This is a genomic window from Methylobacterium sp. FW306-05-D, assembly GCF_058782155.1.
In genome coordinates this window covers 17,837-34,037 of record NZ_JBYSXL010000018.1, presented here as the reverse complement: position 1 = coordinate 34,037, position 16,201 = coordinate 17,837, and the positions used below count along the sequence as shown (strand labels likewise).

Sequence of the window (16,201 nt, the reverse complement as noted above, 5' to 3'; positions counted from 1 at the left end):
TAAGATTACGAACATAATCTATTTTGGCGTCCGGCAACGGTCAAGCGCTGCCGGAGGCGGCGTCGTGCGAGGAAGCACAAGCCCGGGCGACGGCGCGCGCCGCCCCGGGTCGGCTCAGTCCGCGGCGGCGCCGCCCAGCCCGGATCGCTTCGACGAACCGGAGGTCTCTCCGGTTGCGGGCCGCACCACCAGGGAGGCCAGGATCACCGCCATGAAGAAGAGGAAGTACTGGTTCACCGAGAGCTCCTCGAACATCATCGAGGGCACCAGGAACAGGGCGCTGTAGGCGACGAAGGGGCCTGCCGCATCGGGGGCGTGGGCGATCCGCACAAGGCCGGCGATGAGGAGAAGGGCGACCGCCACCCCGCTCTGGAGCGCCAGGGAGATGAAGCCGTTATGCGGCGTCACCAGTCCGGTGAGGGCGCGGAGTTCGTCGCGCCGGGCGACCTCGCCGACGCCGAACGGGTACTCGGCCACGAGTTGGAGGGCGGTCAGGCCGGAGATGAAGCGCTCGTCGGCATTGCCGGAGACGTTGCCGTCGCCGGCGAACCGGGTTTCGATCGACTGCGCCAGTTTCTGGGGCAGCAGAGGGATTTCGCCCGTCATCGAGAAGGCGACGAGGAGGGCGCCGAGCACGCCGAGCACGGGCAGCACGACCTGGAGCCGGATGCTCCGGCGCATCAGCACCAGCAGGATCAGCACCGGCATGAACAGTCCGGAACGGTTGTTGGTCAGGGGGAAGCTCGCCAGGAGGGCGGCGAAGTACCCGAGGTAGATAAGGTTCAGGCGGGTGCGCAGGCTGAGCAGGAGGGCCGCGGCCCCGCCGAGCGCGAAGACATGGCCGGTCTCGTTGCCGGAGGCCCAGAGTCCGCCCTGCTTGTCCTCCACGAAGAGCTTCAATTCCTCGTCGAGGCCATCGGTCGGCACCCCGAGCCCGAAGCGGTCCAGGGGCAGCCCGGAAGAGGAGAGCAGCAGGACGACGAGCGAGCCGGCGAGGCCCGCGAGCAGCCCCCAGCAGAAGGCGTTCTCCAGGCTCCGGTCGCGGAACATGACGAGCAGGATCATCGCCAGCACGAAGTACAGGAGCAGCACGAGGGTCAGGTAGACGTCGCCGGCCTGGATCTGTGCCTTCAGCACCAGCGAGAGCGCGATCAGGATGCCGATGGCGGCCATGGGCGCGGCCCGGCGCAGGCCCTCGGCGATCACGGCGCGGCGCAGGCCGAACCACGGGATCAGCAGGAAGGGCAGGAGGTCCGACAGGCGCTGGAACGGCAATCCGAAGCTCGAGGTCAGCACGTTGAGCTGCAGGGCGACCCCGAGCAGGAACACGGCTGCGCGGTCGGCCGCGAGCGGCACCGCCCGCGCCTCCACCCTCCCGGCCGCCACCGGCCCCGCTGGTCCCGTCATCGTCCCGGAGCCTTTCGCATGTCCGCCGTCCGCCCGGCCGGGCACCTGCCCCCGGCGCGCAGTCTCGCGCGCAAAGGTTTGCGAAGCGTGCAGGCGCCCGGAGACCGCCGGTTCAGGCGCCGCGGCGGACGAAGAAGCCGAGGGCCGAGCGCACGGTCGGACGCAGGAAGACCAGGGCGAGGGCGCCGTAGGCCAGCATGCCGAGGATCACGCAGGCGAAGAGTCCGAGGCGGTCGCCCAGGGCGTCGTGGATCGGCTCCTGGACGAGCAGAACCAGGGCCGCCATGGCGCCGGCGCAGGCGGTGGCGGGCAACAGCACCCCGACGAGGCGCCGGTTGCTCACGGGCACGAAGCGCCCGGCCCGCAGGACGATCAGCGGCGAGAACAGGTAGGCCCGGACCACGTGGCCGATGACGAGGGCGGGAAGGCCGAAGGGCCCGGTGAGGATCGCCGCCACGGCGCCGAGGCCGAACTGGGCGCCGGCGAGCTTCAGGGCGGTGCCGCTGCGCCCCAGCGCCGTGAAGATCATCCACAACATGGATGTGACCACGAATTCCGGAGCCAGCAGGGACAGGATGCGCAGGACCGGCGCCGCGTCGTGCCACTGGTCGCCGAACAGGAACGGGATCAGCGTCGGGGCCACCGCGGCCATGCCGAAGAAGGCCGGCAGCGCCAGGAAGGCGGAGGTCCGGGTGAAGTCGTGGAAGGCGGCGGCGAGGTCGGCCGGCCGGTCCTGCAGGCGGGCATAGGTGGTGAGCCCCACCGCCGAGAACGGGATGACGGCGACCTGGCTGACGAGATCGATGCAGCGCCAGGCGAGGCGCAGGTGGCCGACATCGGCGGTCGACAGGAAGTAGGCGGCGATCACCTCCTGGCTGCGGATCGAGAAGACCAGCAGCAGGTTGGTGGAGAAGACCCGCGAGCCGAAGGCGATCTGGCGGCGCGCCGCCGGGACGTCCAGGCGCCGGGCCGGGACCCAGGGCATCGCCGCCCAGGTCAGGAGCGTGGTCGCGCCGGTGGCGACGAGGCGCTGCACCACGAGGCTCCAGACCCCGTAATCGGCGAGCGCCAGCGCCAGGGCCGCGGCGCCCCCGAGGAGGTTCGCGCCCAGCGCCCGAAGGGCGAGCTTGCGAAAGCCGAAGCTGCGCTGGAGCCGTGCCTCGTGGATCGCCCCCAGGGCCGAGATCACGAAGCAGGCGGAGAGCGCGCAGAGGGCCGGGCGCAGCTCGGGCAGGTCCAGCAGCCAGGCGATCGGCCAGGACAGTCCGACGAGGGCCGCCGCGTAGACGACGCTGGAAGCCAGCGTCACCCAGAAGGCGGTGGCGGCGAAGTCCTCGTCGAGGTCCGCCCGCTGGACCACCGCGTCGGGCAGGCCGCCGCGGGCGACGATCTGCAGGATGTCGATGAAGACGGCCGCGACGGCGACGAGCCCGAACTCGGCGGGCTCGATCAGCCGGGCGAGGACCAGGAACACCCCGAAGCTGAGGACGACGTTGCCGACGGAGGCCAGGGCCACCCAGCGGGCCGCCGCGAAGGAGCGGCCCGAGACGTCGGGTTCGTCGGTGACGCCGAGGGAGGCCGGCGCGGTCGCGGCCTGTCCCGGAAGCAGGGCGGTGGCGCTCACGCGCGCTCGGCCCGGCGCTCGTCCACGAGCTCGGCGTAGAGGTCGAGATACTTCTCGGCCACCCGCTCGGAGGTCGATTCTCGGATGACGTGCTGGAAGCTGCGCTCGTCCGGCAGGCCGACGCGGCCGCGGGCGATCACCGCCCGGAGGCGGTCGGCGAGTTCGGCCTCGTCGCCCGGCGTGAACAGCCATTCGGCGTTGTCCTCGCCGATCAGCTCGGGGATACCGCCCGAGGCCGCCCCGATCACCGGAACGCCCATGACGTAGGCCTCGTAGATCGTCCGCGGCGAGGGCTCGGCCCAGAACGAGGGCACGACGAGCACGTCGATCTCGCTGAGGAAATCCGCGGGCTTGGCCCAGCCCACGAACTCGATCGGCAGGCCCTCGGCCTGCGCCTTGAACCGGTCGATCGAGTCGTCCATCGCCTGGCCGGCGACGAGGCAGCGCCAGTCGCCGGGGCCGACCGATCGGAACGCGTCCACGAGAGTGCCGACCCCCTTCTCGACGTTGATGCGGCCGAGATAGCCGAAGGTCATCGGCCGTCCGGTGCGATCGATCCGCCGCCGCGCCTCCGGGTCGCCGTCCGGGACCGTGCAGGAATAGTAGATCACCCGCCGGCGCTCCGGCGCGAGGTGGCGGAACAGGCCGTGATTCACGTGGGTCTTCAGGATCTCGGTCCCGACGCTCACCACGGCCCCCACCGCGCGGTTGGTGATCTGCTTGGTGGCGTTCACCACCTTGCAGCCGAGGTGCCAGTGCGTGCAGGGCTTGCCATGCCGGAACATCGCGGCGTTGCCGCAGATCAGGTCGTACTCGCAGACGGTGTGGACGATCGGGATGCCGCGCTTGGCCGCCTCCCGCCAGACCAGGGTCGAGACGTCGAGGAGCGAGTGCGTGTTGACGATGTCGGGCCGGAAATCGTCGAGGACACGGCCGAATTCGGCGGCGATGGCGAAGTTCCACTGCTGCTTCAGCTTCGCCCAGGTGCGGCCGACCCGGGTCGCCTTCGGCCAGTCCTCCAGCCAGAAGTCGTTGTTGTGGGCCATGCGGTAGACCGTGACGCCGTTGCGCACGGTCTTGGGCTCGGCCTCGCGGGCGATGCAGGCCGCCGCCACCGTGTGGCCGGCCGCCACCAGTTCCTCGGCGAGGTGCTCCACCGAGCGCTCGGCGCCGCCGACGATGTAGGGCGGATAGAGTGCGCTGAGATGCAGGATGCGCATCGGGCCGGTCGCGGCGGTCCGGGCAGCGCCGTCCGCGCCGCGCATCTCGACGGCCGGGGCCGACGCCGCTTCCAGCCGGGCGCGGGCGAGGGCGGGGGTGGTCAGCCCGGAAGCGGTCATCACGGAAGCGGTCATGGTCGGCACTCGTCGAGATGCGGTGGCTCGGAGAAGGCCGCCGGCGGGAGGGGATGGGCGCTGACGGCCGGGCGGGCGCGGACGGCGGCGTAGAGGTCGAGATAGGCGGCGGCGACGGCGTCGGGGTCGGTGCCGTCCCGAACGGCCCCGGCGCGGGACAGGCCCTCGGGGAGACGGTTCGGTGCGGCGACGAGCCGGGCCATCGCGGCGGCGAGCGCCGGGGCGTCGCCAGGGGGCACGAGCCAGGGACCGGGACCGACCTGCTCGCCGATCCCGCCCACGGCGGTGCCGATCACCGGCACGCCGCGACCATAGGCTTCGGCCACCGTCCGACCGAACGCCTCCGGCCAGACCGGCGGGACGACGAGGCAGTCGATGGCATCGAGGAAGGCATCCTTGTCGGCATAGCCCACAAACGTTACCGGCAACCCCTCCGCCAGGGCGCGGTAGCGCTCGAGCCCGTCGGCGGCCCGGCCGGCGACGACGAGGCGCCAGCCCTCCGGGGGCAGGCGGCGGCAGGCCTCCAGCAGCACGTCGGTGCCCTTGGAGGGCTCGATGCGCCCGAGGGAGCCGAACACGACGGGGTCGCCGGGCTGGCGCGGCCGCCGCATCGACGGACCGCCGGCGCCGATCGGGTTCCAGATCACCCGGCGCAGCGACGCAGGCACGTCCGCGAAGAAGCCGGCGGCGACGTGTCGGTCCAGGATGTCGGTGCCGACCGCCGCGACCGCCGCCACCGCGCGCTGGCAGAGGCGGTGGGGGGCCGCGTAGAGCCGGCATTTCAGGTGCTGGCCGGCGCAGGCCCGGCCGTGCCGTGCCATGGCGCCGTTGGTGCACAGGCTGGTGAAGTCGTGGAGCGTGTGGACCACCGGAATTCCGAGGCGACGCAGCATGGGCCAGACCGCCGGCGTGATCTCCGAGATCGAGTGGGTATTGACCACGTCGGGGGCGAAGTCGCGGACCGCCACCTCCATCTGGACGAGGGTGTGCCGGTTCCACTGCGTCGCGAGCTTGTAGCGCAGGCGGTCGAGGCGCCCGTGCCGGGGCCAGTCGAGGCTGTGGAAGGGGGTTCCGTGGCCGGTCCGATAGACGCGGACCCCGTCCTGGAGGGACGGCGCCTCCACCCGGCGCGAGGCGCAGGCGACCGCCACGGCGTGGCCGAGGCCGGCCTGGGTCCGAGCCAGGGTCTCGACCATCAGTTCGGCCCCGCCCACCTGCTCGGGAGCATAGAGGGAGCTAAGGTGCAGGATGCGCATCCGCGGCCTCCCCGGTGGGCATCGGGCGGGCGGCCGCGCGCGCAGCCTCGAGGAGGACGCTCTCGTAGCGCCGGGCCGTCTCGGCCCAGTCGTAGCGGCGGGCATTGGCGTGGCCGCGCGCGATCAGGTCGGCGCGCAGGCCGGGCTCGTGCAGAAGGCGGCGCAGGGCGGCCGCGAGCGCGGACGCGTCGGCCGGATCGAAGGTGAGCGCGCCGGTGCCCGCGATCTCGGGCGTCGCCGAGCGGTCCGAGCACAGCACCGGGCAGCCCAGGGTCTGCGCCTCCAGCACCGGCAGGCAGAAACCTTCGGCGAAGGACGGCACGCACAGGCAGAGGGCGCCTCGGTAGAGGGCGGCCAGGCGGTCCTCGCCGATGCGCGACAGGCGTGTCAGCTGCACCGGTGCCCCGGCCAGGGCGGCCGCGATGGTCTCCTGCGCATCCTCACCGACATGGACGATGGCGAGGTCCGGATGGGTGTGGGAGAGCGCCGCGACGGCCCGCCCCAGGGCGGCGAGGTTCTTGTTGTGGGTGGCGTTGCCCACCGCCAGGACGTAGGCGCCGAGTGCGGCCTCCGGGTCGGGACCCGCCGCCTCGTCGAGCATCGCCGCCGAGGGGACGGTCCGGACCCGGCCGCGCAGGGACGGGTAGAACTGCTCGAGGCTGCCCCGGGTGGTATCCGAGACCGCGATCACGCGGGCGCTGTTGCCGAGCACCAGCCGGAAGATCAGGTCCGTCGTCAGGGCCTCGCGCCGCCCGGTGCAGTCCGGGATGGTGCGGAAGTAGAGGTCGTGCACGACGCTGACGCGGGCCCGGCCGCCGAAGGCCGCGCCGTAGGGATCGGCGTTCAGCACCACGTCGATGCCTTCGGCCCGGCACAGCGCCGGGACGGCGAGGACCTGGCGCAGCACGTCGAGGATCATCAGGCGCGGGCGCGGCACGGTGACGACCGCGACCCGGTCGCGGATCGTCTCGGGCAGTTGCGCGCGGGTCCAGGGCGAGCGCAGGACCACCGAGACGTTGCCCCGGTCGAGCAGCCCGGCGATCACCCGGAAGGCCACCAGGGCCACGCCGGACGGGCGGCCGCCATGCTGGCTCGGCATGTTGACGAGGACGCGGGTCATCGTGGCTCGGCGGCTCCGGAGGAGAGGGGTGCCCGGATGGGTCACCCGCGGGCGGCGGCCCGGCGGATCAGGCCGGCGAGGGCGTCCTGCATCCGGGCGGCCCCGTAGCGGGCGAGGGCCTGCTCGCGGGCGCGGCGGGTGCGTTCGGCGACAGCGTCCGGGCACGCCAGGATCTCGGTGAGAGCGGCGGCGATGCGGTCGGGCCGGCGCGGCGGCACCAGGGTGCCGAGGGCGCCCCCGTCGAGGATCTCGGTGGAGGCGCCGGCATCGGTGGCGACCACGGGCACGCCCGCCAGCATCGCCTCCACGAGGGTCCGGCCGAACGGCTCGGGATCGACGGAGGGATGGACCACGGCGTCGACCGCCTGCATCAGGCGAGGCACGTCGCTGCGCTGGCCGAGGAAGAGCATTCGGTCGGCGACGCCGCGGGACGCCGCGAGGTCGCGCAAGGCCGCCGCATAGGCGTCCTCGCCGAACAGAGCCGAACCCACCACGATGCAGCGCAGGCCCGGTACCTGCGCCAGCGCCTCGATGACGACGTCCTGCCCCTTCCAGGGCGCGAGACGGCTGAACACGCCGATCAGGGGCCCGGCGGGCAGGCCGAGCTCCGCCCGCAGTTCGGTCGCGGGGCGCGGGTCGAGAGTCAGGTCGAGCCCGTTGGGCACCACCGTCACCCGGTCGCGCCGCCCGCCGGCCCGCACGAACGCCGTGGCCGCAGCCTGCGAGGGCACGATCACCCGCGCCGCGCAGGCATTCGCGAGCCGGGCCTGGACGATCCGCTGCGCGCGGCCGAAATGGGCGCCGTCGAGGATGTCGTGCAGGTGCCAGATCAGGGGACGGCCGACGAGGCGGGCGGGCAGGGCGGCGAGCAGGAAGGCCTTCTGCGAATTGGCATAGACCACGTCGCAGCCGCGCGCCGCGCGGCCGAGGTCCAGCGCGAGACGGGCGAGGCGCCCGAGCACCGGCAGGGCGCGCAGCGGCGAGACATCCCGGCGCAGGTCCGAGAGGTCGGCGCCCGGTGCCGCGAGGTGGATCGTGAGGCCGGCCCCCTGTAGGGCCTCGGCGAGCGGGCCGCGCTCGAACAGGTAGGCGGCCGAGCCCGGCCAGGCCTGCGCGATGTCGCACAGGACGAGTTCGGCCCCCGACATCGTGCCGGTGTGGCTGACGAACAGCACCCGGGGGCTCACGCCACGGGCCTCGGCCGGGACCGTGGTGCTGGTCGGCCCGAGGCCGGCGGCGGTGGAGAGCGTCGCGGCCATCAGGCGGCTCCCGCACGGTGCGGCAGGGACAGGGGCATCGCATCGTAGGTCGGCTGGCCGCCGGGCTTCGCCATCGTCATGGCGATGCCGAGGACGGCGCCGCCGGCCTTTCGCAGGCTCGACACGGTCTCGACGGTGTCGGAAAGCTGCGAGCGGCCGTAGCGCGTGCAGCAGAGCACGCCGTCGACGTGGCGGGCGAGCATGCAGGCATCCATCAGCAGGCTGGTCGGCGGGCTGTCGAGGAGCACGAGGTCGTAGCGCCGGCTCCAGCGCAGGAGATGCGCCATGCGGTGGCTCATCAGGAGTTCGGTCGAATCCGGCGTCGGCAAGCCGGCCGGGATCACGTCGAAGCCGTCCTTGGCGATGACCGCTTCGGTCGCATCGATCTCTCCGCGCAGGATGCCCGCGAGGCCGGCGCTGCGGCCGAGGCCGAGCGACGCCTCGAAGTTCGGACGGCGCAGATCGCACTCGATCACCAGGACCCGGCGGCCGCTCGCGGCGCTGAGGCCGGCGATGGCGAAGGTGGTGAAGGACTTGCCTTCACGCGGCTTGCCCGAGGTCACCAGGACCGTGCGCGAACCGTCGCCGCCCGCCAGGAACAGGTGCGCGTGGAGGGTGCGCAGCACGTTGCGCATGCCCGGGTCCGCCTGCGCCCGCTGCAAGGCCTCCGCCAGGGGCAGTTCCCGGCGTCGGTCTGAGAGGCGGCCCATCAGGCCGCCGGCATCGAGGCAGGGCAGCTGGGCGAAGACCGGAGCGCCGGTGCCGGCCACGAGTTGGGCGGGTGTTCGGACGCGGCGGTCGGCGAGGTCGCGCAGGAGAGCGGCGCCGGCGGCCAGCACGGTCGCGAGGACGAAGGCGCCGGCGAGGAACGGAACGGGCTTGGGCGAGAACGCCTCCTGCGGCACCTCGGCGAGGCTGACGAGGCGGGTGCTGCCGGTGAGGATGCGCCGCTCGGTCTCCAGTTCGCTCGCCCGCTTCACGAGGTCCGCGTAGCGCAAGCGCTTGATCTCGGCGTTGCGGACCATGCCCTCGATCGAGGCCTCGTCGTCCATCGCGGCGGCGGCCTCGGACTTGGCGCTCTCCATCTGGGCGCGCAGGGACCGGGCCAGGGTGTTCGATGCCTCGTAGGTCTTGCGCAGGCCGTCGGCGACGTTGGCGAGTTCGCGGTCGATCCGGGCGCGCAGGCTGGCCTGCTCGGTCTGGAGAGCGCGCACGGTGGGGTGGTTCGGACCGAGGAGCGTGCTCTGGTTGGCGAGCTGGGCGCTGACGGTGCTGATCTGCTGCTTCAGGTCGCCCACCGCGCGGCTGGCGAGCACTGCCGGGGCGCTGTCCGAGCCGCGGCGGCGGTCGGCCTCGATCTCCTTCAGGCGCGCCGCGGCGTCGGCCTTGGCGGCCTCGGCGGCGGCGAGCTGCTGGCTGATGCCGGTGAGGCGCTCGGCGCTGATCGGCCCGGTGGCGCCCTTCACGAGACCCTTGCGCCGGCGGAAGGCCTGGATGCGTGCCTCGTCGTCGCGGATCGAGGCGTCGAGTTGCTTGATCTCGGTGAACAGCCAGTCGGTGGCGGCCTTGCGGCTCGAGGCCTGCGCGTTGCGCTGGTCTTCCAGGAAGGCGTTGATCAGGGCGTTGGCCATCGTCTGCGCCACCTCGGGCAGCGGCGACTTGTAGCCGATGGCGATCACCCGCGAGCGGCCGGCGCTGCCCACCATGTAGCGCTTCTGCAGGTATTCCACGAGGGCGTCGCGATCGCTGCCGAGCTTGGCGCAGACGGCGTCCTTCTTTTCGGTGATCCGCTCGGGACGTCCGCGCGTCATCGCATGGCGACATTCGGCCATCACCGACTCGGCGAGGCCGCTCTCGGCGGCCAGGCGCATCAGGCGCGGCGAACGGATGACCAGGATCTGGCTCTCGAGATCGGCTGGATCGCCGAGTTTCTGGATCCAGGCCATCGAAGCGTTGTTGGCGCCGGGCTCGGGCTCGGCCACGATGACGGAACCGCTGGCGACGTACTGGGCCGGTGTCCGGATCAGGAACGCCACGGCGAGCCCGAGGATGGCGACGAAGACGCCGGCAAACAGGATGCGGCGGCGCCAGATCTTCAGGAGCGGCGCCATGAGCGCACCGCCGCGCTCGCGCTCCTGCTCCAGGATGCGCCCGGCGGCCGGAACCCTGTCGGGGATGTCGAGGGCGAGGAGGGACATGGCTCCGCTTCTCAGGAGGCGGCTTCGAGCCGGGGAACGGGCTCGAGCCGGGAGAGGGTGCGCGGACGGGGCTCGCAGGCGGCGCGGTGCATCACGAGTTGCTCGTCGACGAAGCGCGAGAACCGGATGCGGAACAGCTCGGCCGAGAACGGCTCCGCCTGATTGCGGCAGGCCTCGCGGGAGAAGCTGTCCTCCTGGCGGATGAAATCGCGCACGCAGGACGCGATGGCGTCGGGCTCGGGGGCGTCGAAGAACAGGCCCGTGCGGTTCGGCCCCTGGACTTGGACCGTCTCGCGCGCTCCGCCGCGGCCGAGGGCGAGCACGGGCGTGCCCTCCGACTGGGCTTCCACCACGATGATTCCGAAATCCTCCTCCGCCGCGAAGACGAAGGCGCGGGCGGTGGCCATGAGACGGCGCAGTTCCTCGTCGGAGACGAAGCCCGCGAAGGAGACGTTCGGGGTCGCGATCGCCTTCAGCCGTTCGGCCTCAGGGCCGGTGCCGGCGACCACGAGGTTGAGGTCGGGCAGCTGCGCGAAGGTGCGCACCACCGCCTCGACGTTCTTGTAGGGCACGAGACGGCTCGCCACCAGGAAGTGGTTGGCGCGCGGTCCGTCGTAGCGCTGGCTCGACAGGGTGACGGGCGGTGGGATCACCTCGGCGCTGCGGCCGTAGACTTTGTGGATGCGTCGCGCCACGAAACCCGAATTGGCGACGATCGCGTTCGGCCCGGCCGCCGTGCGGTAGTCCCACAGGCGCATGCGATGCAGGACGAGCCGGGCGAGGAGGCCCTTGAGGCCGCTCGTGCAGTTGCTCTCGCGCAGGTAGGTGTGCTGGAGGTCCCAGGCGTAGCGCATCGGCGAGTGGACGTAGGAGATGTGAAGCTGGTCGGGCCCGGTGAGGACGCCCTTGGCGACAGCGTAGCTGCTCGAGATGACCAGATCGTAGCTCGACAGGTCGAACTGCTCGATGGCGAGGGGCATCAGCGGCAGGTAATGCCGGTGCCGCGTCCGCGCGAAGGGCATCCGCTGAATGAAGCTGGTGCGCGACTGAACGTAGCCGAGATGCAGCCGCGCCGACTCGGGCAGGAAGTCGAACAGCGTGAAGACGTGGGCCTGCGGATAGATCTTCAGCAGTTGCCGCAGCACCTGCTCGGCACCCCCGACCACGTACAACCAGTCGTGAACGATCGCCACACGCATCCGAACCATCCTCGCCGGCACGCCGGACACCGAGTGAATCACTGCTGACGTACGGCCAGAAGACCGGCCGACCGGAGCTCCACTTCTCCAAACCAAAATACTACGACCAACTCAGACTCGGAAGGAGTATCTCAGATGAACAGTACTCAGAGCTAATAGTCTTCCGGTGGTTTTCTCGAAAAATACTTACTCAGCCTTCAGGTATCGTTAAGCATCAAGACAGAAGCTTGACCACGCGATGCCATCAAGGCGCAACGACGCCGGGCAGCGGAGCGGGGCGCCCCCCTCGATCGCACCAGCGCCGCAGGGCCGCGCCGAGCGGCCGCTCGACTCCGCGGTACAGCCACTCTCCGAGAGCGATCGACGCCGAAAAGGCGAGGATGAAGATCAGGGCGACGCGCAACGGCCCCGGGGGCATCAGGATCGCCGCCACCTTGGCGCTGGTGTGCAGCATGAGGTTGTGCACGAGATAGAACGCGTAGCTGGCATTCCCTTGGGAAAGCAGCCACCGAGACTGCAGGACGACGCCGCCCCGCTCCAGGACGAGCAGCGCGCCGACGGTCAGGACCGCGGCGCTGCCCCAGACCAGGGGACGCAGGAAGCCGGTCATCTCCAGCCCGGCGCCGAGGGTGGCCGCCATGGCCTGGCCGCCCAGGATGATCGCTGCCGCAGCCGCGAGGGCGGTCCCGGCCGTGCGCCGGACGGGGACGTCGGGCGGCAGCGGACCAAGGCGGAGATAGGCGTAGCCGAGGCCCGCTCCGGCGACGAATTCGAGAATGATCGGCTTGGTGTAATAGAGCCAGTACAGCCCCGGCACGGGGGCAAGCCCGAGAAGGACCAGGACGCCGAAGGCCAGGACGAGCCCGAGCATCCGCGTCCTGAGCCTCTCCAGAAGCAGCAGGGCGGCGAAGACGGCGTAGAAGAACATCTCGTAGTTGAGCGTCCAGCCGACCGAGTTGAGGGGCTCGACGAAGCCGCCCCGCGAGAACGGCAGGAACAGCAGCGACTGCACCACGTAGTCGGGCCGCAGTTCGACGATGCCGATCGGCTTCAGGCCGGCGAAGGCGATCAGCGCCAGGGCCAGGGTGACCAGCCAGTAGAGCGGCACGACCCGGATCGCCCGGCGCAGCAGGAACGACCCGGGCGTCTCGCCCCGGCCTGCCGTGCTCACGAACATGATGAAGCCGGACAGGACGAAGAAGACGTCCACGCCCGCCGCGCCGAACGCGAGGGCATCCGGCCGCGGAAGCACCGGGCCGGCATAGTGTCCGAAGTGCGTCAGGAAGACCGCGTAGGCCGCCAGGGCGCGCAGGATCTGCAGATTGTAGATCATTTCTCGCCGAAGGATCGCGTGACGCCGCCCGCCTGACGTGGAGGGCGTCCGGTCAACGCCCGATCCCCGGATCTCAGCGCGTCGCAGACCGTGGAGTCACGTCATTCCGGGCGTTATCCTGAATCACCCCGTTTTTCTGCAATCGTCGTCAGATTTCATTCATCACGGCCGCAGGTCTTGCCGCCGGCCACCCCGATCGTTGCGAATTCTGCAGGCTTCGGCCCTTACGGAAAGCGACTGTAAAGCGGCGCCTCTCGATGATCCGCGTAACTCCAGGGCGATCAAAGCGCCCGGGACCGGCCAGAGCGCGCCGGATTGCACGACTCACAACAGAGGCCGGTATTTACCATTGCGGATCATGTTGTTTGACAATGTCCAGTCCCGCTCAATACATCACCTTATCCTAGAAAGGAGCCGCACCTTGGTCACTTCCCAAGACATCCGTCAGATCCTTGCGTCGAACGAGGCGCTTGCGCCGATCGCCGAGCAGATCGCCGACGACGAAAGCCTGTTCGATCGCGGCCTCGACTCGTTCGGCTCGGTTCAGCTCATGCTCGCCCTCGAGGAGCGGTTCGGCATCGAGTTCCCCGACGAGCTCCTGAGCCGCAAGTCCTTCGCGACCATCGGTGCGATCCGCGAGACCGTCGCCGCCGTCATCCGTCCGAAGGCCGCATGAGCACCCTGGCCCAGCGCGCGCAGCGTGCGGCGGCGGTCGCGGCGCTCCATGCCGATGCCGTCGACCGCGACGGCCGCTTCCCCCTGGAAGCGGTCACGGCCCTCAAGGCGGAGCGCCTGCTGGGCCTGCAGATCCCGAGCCAGTTCGGCGGCGAAGGCGCTGGGCTGCGCGAGATCGCGGATCTGTGCAGCACCCTCGGACAGGCGTGCAGCAGCGCCGCGATGGTGTTCGCCATGCATCACATCAAGGTCGCGAGCCTCGTGGCACACGGCCTGGAGAGCGCCTGGCACTGCCACCTGATGGAGCGGATCGCCCAGGAACAGCTCCTCGTCGCCTCGTCGACCACGGAGGCCGGGATCGGCGGCGACCTGCGCACCAGCTTCTGTGCCGTCGAGACCACCGGCAACGTCTTCGCCCTCGGCAAGGACGCCTCGGTAATCTCCTACGGTACCCAGGCCGACCTGATCCTGGCCACTGCCCGGCGCCACCCGGAAGCCGCGGGCTCCGATCAGGTGCTGGTGGCCCTGTTCGCCGATCAGATCTCCCTGGAGCGCAAGACCGTGTGGGACACCCTGGGCATGCGCGGCACCTGCAGTGACGGCTTCCGACTGGAAGCCCGGGACATCCCGGTCGAGCAGATCCTGCCCAAGCCCTTCGCGGAGATCGCAGCCCAGTCGATGCTGGCTTCCTCGCATCTCCTCTGGAGCAGCGTCTGGTTCGGCATCGCCAATTCCGCCGTCGACCGCGCCCGCACCTTCGTGCAGGCCGAGGCCCGGCGCCAGCCGGGACAGGTGCCGTCCACGGCCCTGCGCCTCGCCGAGGTCTCCAATGCCCTCCAGGCGATGCGGGCCGCCATCGTATCGGCACTGCGCCGCTACGAGGATGCCCACGGAGACGCCGACACGATCGGGTCGATCGGTTTCTCGGTCATGCTCAACAACCTGAAGACGACCGCTTCGGAGATGGCCGTCGACATCGTGCAGCGCGCCCTCTCGATCGTCGGCCTCGCCGGCTACAAGAACGGCACGCCCTTCAGCCTCGGCCGGCCACTGCGCGACGTCCTCTCGGCGCCGCTGATGATCGGCAACGACCGCATCCTCGCCAACACCGCCAAGCTTCTGCTCGTGCAGAAGGGCGGCGGCCAGCTCATGAGCGCGTGATGGACTCGATCTTCTCTCCCACCGCCGAATCCCGCGCCGGAGACGCCGCGATCCCCGACGTCGTCGAGGCGGCGCAGGACGCCGGCCCGAGCTTCCTCGACCGCCTGTTCGATCAGGGTCTCCTGGTGCGCACCGGCGTCGACGGCCTCTACGGACGCAGCGGCGCCTTCGAGAGCGTCGTCGACGCCCTCGACCGGCTGATCAGCCGCCTCGGCGCGGCGGACGGTGCCGAGGTGATGCGCTTCCCCCCCGGCATGAGCCGACCGGCCTTCGAGCGCAGCGGCTACCTCAAGGGTTTCCCGAACCTCGCCGGCACGGTGCACAGCTTCTGCGGCAACGAGGCTGAGCACGCCGAGCTTCTCGCCTGCGTCGAGGCCCGGAGCGACTGGACCGGCCACCAGCAGGCAACCGACATCGTGCTCACGCCGGCCGCCTGCTACCCGCTCTACCCGGCCGCCGCCGCACGCGGCCGGCTGCCCGACGGGGGCGGCCTGTTCGACCTGCAATCCTACTGCTTCCGGCGCGAGCCGAGCCTGGAGCCGACCCGGATGCAGCTCTTCCGGATGCGCGAATACGTCCGCATGGGCAGCCCCGAGCAGGTGCTGGCTTTCCGCGAGTCCTGGCTCGCCCGCGGCACCGAGATGATCCGCAGCCTCGATCTACCCCTGGCGATCGACGTGGCCAACGACCCGTTCTTCGGCCGCGCCGGTCGGATGCTCGCCAACAACCAGCGCCAGCAGAACCTGAAGTTCGAGCTCAACGTGCCGGTGAACAGCGTCGAGAAGCCGACCGCCTGCCTCAGCTTCAACTATCACCAGGATCACTTCGGGACGACCTGGGATCTGCGTCAGGCCGATGGCAGCGTCGCCCACACCGCCTGCGTCGGCTTCGGCCTGGAACGGATCACCCTGGCGCTGCTGCGTCATCACGGCCTGGACCTCGCCGCCTGGCCGGACTCCGTTCGCACCATCCTGTGGGGCTGATCCGGTGACCGCCGCCCTTCTCCAGCCGGCGTCGGGGCTCGGACCCGCGACGCCCTACGCGCCGCACCCACTCCACGCGGCCGACCGCAACTGGCCGGAGACGAATTGCTACGTCGACCTCTGGATCGAACTCCTGCACGGGCGCGGCCTCATGCCGGAGGCGATGCTGGGCTTTACCGTGCGGCAGGATTTCGAGGGCGACCAGTTCACCTTCTTCAAACCGCCGGCGGCCGACATCGAACGGCTCTACGGGCTCGAGGTGCTGGAGCTCGCCGTCTACGACAGCCTCGAGGCGCAGGCCCTGGTGCAACTGCCCCGCGGCCGGCCGGTCCTGGTGGAGGTCGACGCCATTTACCTGCCGGATACCCACGGCACCACCTATCGTCGCGAGCACGGCAAAACCACGATCGGCATCCTGGCGCTCGACCCGGAGACCCAGGAGCTCGACTATCTCCATAATGCCGGCCGCTTCCGGCTGTCCGATGACGATTACCGCGGCATCTTCGGGCCGGCGCTGCTGCCCCCCTACGCGGAGTTCGTGAAGGCGGTCGCGCCGCCCCTGGACGCCGCCGACCTGCCGGAGGCGGCCCTCGGGCTGCTGCGGCGTCATCGCGCCCCGGCGCCCCGGCGC

At 70.9% G+C, this 16,201-nt stretch carries 13 protein-coding genes; 4 read left to right on the top strand and 9 right to left on the bottom strand.

Going from position 1 to position 16,201, the window contains the following annotated elements; translation table 11 throughout:
- Positions 1 to 114: 114 nt before the first annotated feature.
- The 9 genes from AC3WLN_RS08990 to AC3WLN_RS08950 all read right to left on the bottom strand — a co-directional run bounded on the left by AC3WLN_RS08990 (position 115) and on the right by AC3WLN_RS08950 (position 12,751).
- The gene (locus AC3WLN_RS08990; RefSeq protein WP_492480674.1) at positions 115 to 1,407 is read right to left on the bottom strand and encodes an O-antigen ligase family protein; all 1,293 of its coding nucleotides are present in this window, start codon (positions 1,405 to 1,407) and stop codon (positions 115 to 117) included.
- A 112-nt stretch (positions 1,408 to 1,519) separates the two neighbouring features.
- The gene (locus tag AC3WLN_RS08985; protein WP_492480673.1) at positions 1,520 to 3,031 is read right to left on the bottom strand and encodes a lipopolysaccharide biosynthesis protein; all 1,512 of its coding nucleotides are present in this window, start codon (positions 3,029 to 3,031) and stop codon (positions 1,520 to 1,522) included.
- Positions 3,028 to 4,251: a glycosyltransferase family 4 protein gene (locus tag AC3WLN_RS08980; protein ID WP_492480705.1), complete on the bottom strand. Its 1,224-nt coding sequence runs from the start codon at positions 4,249 to 4,251 to the stop codon at positions 3,028 to 3,030. Before AC3WLN_RS08980 ends, AC3WLN_RS08985 begins: the two co-directional genes overlap by 4 nt.
- Positions 4,252 to 4,382: 131 nt before the next feature.
- A complete protein-coding gene (locus AC3WLN_RS08975) occupies positions 4,383 to 5,642 on the bottom strand; it encodes a glycosyltransferase family 4 protein (RefSeq protein ID WP_492480672.1) in 1,260 nt (419 codons plus the stop codon).
- The gene (locus AC3WLN_RS08970) at positions 5,623 to 6,762 is read right to left on the bottom strand and encodes a glycosyltransferase family 4 protein (RefSeq protein ID WP_492480671.1); all 1,140 of its coding nucleotides are present in this window, start codon (positions 6,760 to 6,762) and stop codon (positions 5,623 to 5,625) included. Before AC3WLN_RS08970 ends, AC3WLN_RS08975 begins: the two co-directional genes overlap by 20 nt.
- A gap of 41 nt (positions 6,763 to 6,803) precedes the next feature.
- Complete coding sequence (locus tag AC3WLN_RS08965) at positions 6,804 to 7,910, bottom strand: glycosyltransferase family 4 protein (RefSeq protein ID WP_492480704.1); 1,107 nt, start codon at positions 7,908 to 7,910, stop codon at positions 6,804 to 6,806.
- A gap of 110 nt (positions 7,911 to 8,020) precedes the next feature.
- Positions 8,021 to 10,219: a GumC family protein gene (locus AC3WLN_RS08960; protein ID WP_492480670.1), complete on the bottom strand. Its 2,199-nt coding sequence runs from the start codon at positions 10,217 to 10,219 to the stop codon at positions 8,021 to 8,023.
- A gap of 11 nt (positions 10,220 to 10,230) precedes the next feature.
- Positions 10,231 to 11,418 carry a glycosyltransferase gene (locus AC3WLN_RS08955; protein ID WP_492480669.1) on the bottom strand — a complete coding sequence of 396 codons (1,188 nt, stop codon included), beginning with the start codon at positions 11,416 to 11,418 and terminating at the stop codon, positions 10,231 to 10,233.
- 244 nt (positions 11,419 to 11,662) lie between these two features.
- Positions 11,663 to 12,751 (bottom strand): acyltransferase family protein, encoded by a 1,089-nt coding sequence (locus AC3WLN_RS08950; RefSeq protein WP_492480668.1) that lies wholly within the window; start codon positions 12,749 to 12,751, stop codon positions 11,663 to 11,665.
- A 421-nt stretch (positions 12,752 to 13,172) separates the two neighbouring features.
- On the opposite strand from AC3WLN_RS08950, the gene AC3WLN_RS08945 reads away from it, so the two are divergent.
- The 4 genes from AC3WLN_RS08945 to AC3WLN_RS08930 form a co-directional block, all read left to right on the top strand.
- A complete protein-coding gene (locus AC3WLN_RS08945; RefSeq protein WP_492480667.1) occupies positions 13,173 to 13,427 on the top strand; it encodes an acyl carrier protein in 255 nt (84 codons plus the stop codon).
- Positions 13,424 to 14,587 (top strand): acyl-CoA dehydrogenase family protein, encoded by a 1,164-nt coding sequence (locus AC3WLN_RS08940; RefSeq protein ID WP_492480666.1) that lies wholly within the window; start codon positions 13,424 to 13,426, stop codon positions 14,585 to 14,587. The genes AC3WLN_RS08945 and AC3WLN_RS08940 overlap by 4 nt, the downstream gene beginning before the upstream one ends.
- Positions 14,587 to 15,570, top strand: a complete 984-nt coding sequence (locus AC3WLN_RS08935; protein ID WP_492480665.1) for an amino acid--[acyl-carrier-protein] ligase — start codon at positions 14,587 to 14,589, stop codon at positions 15,568 to 15,570. Before AC3WLN_RS08940 ends, AC3WLN_RS08935 begins: the two co-directional genes overlap by 1 nt.
- Before the next feature lie 4 nt (positions 15,571 to 15,574).
- A partial coding sequence (locus AC3WLN_RS08930) for a DUF1839 family protein (RefSeq protein ID WP_492480664.1) occupies positions 15,575 to 16,201 on the top strand: 627 nt, incomplete at its 3' end.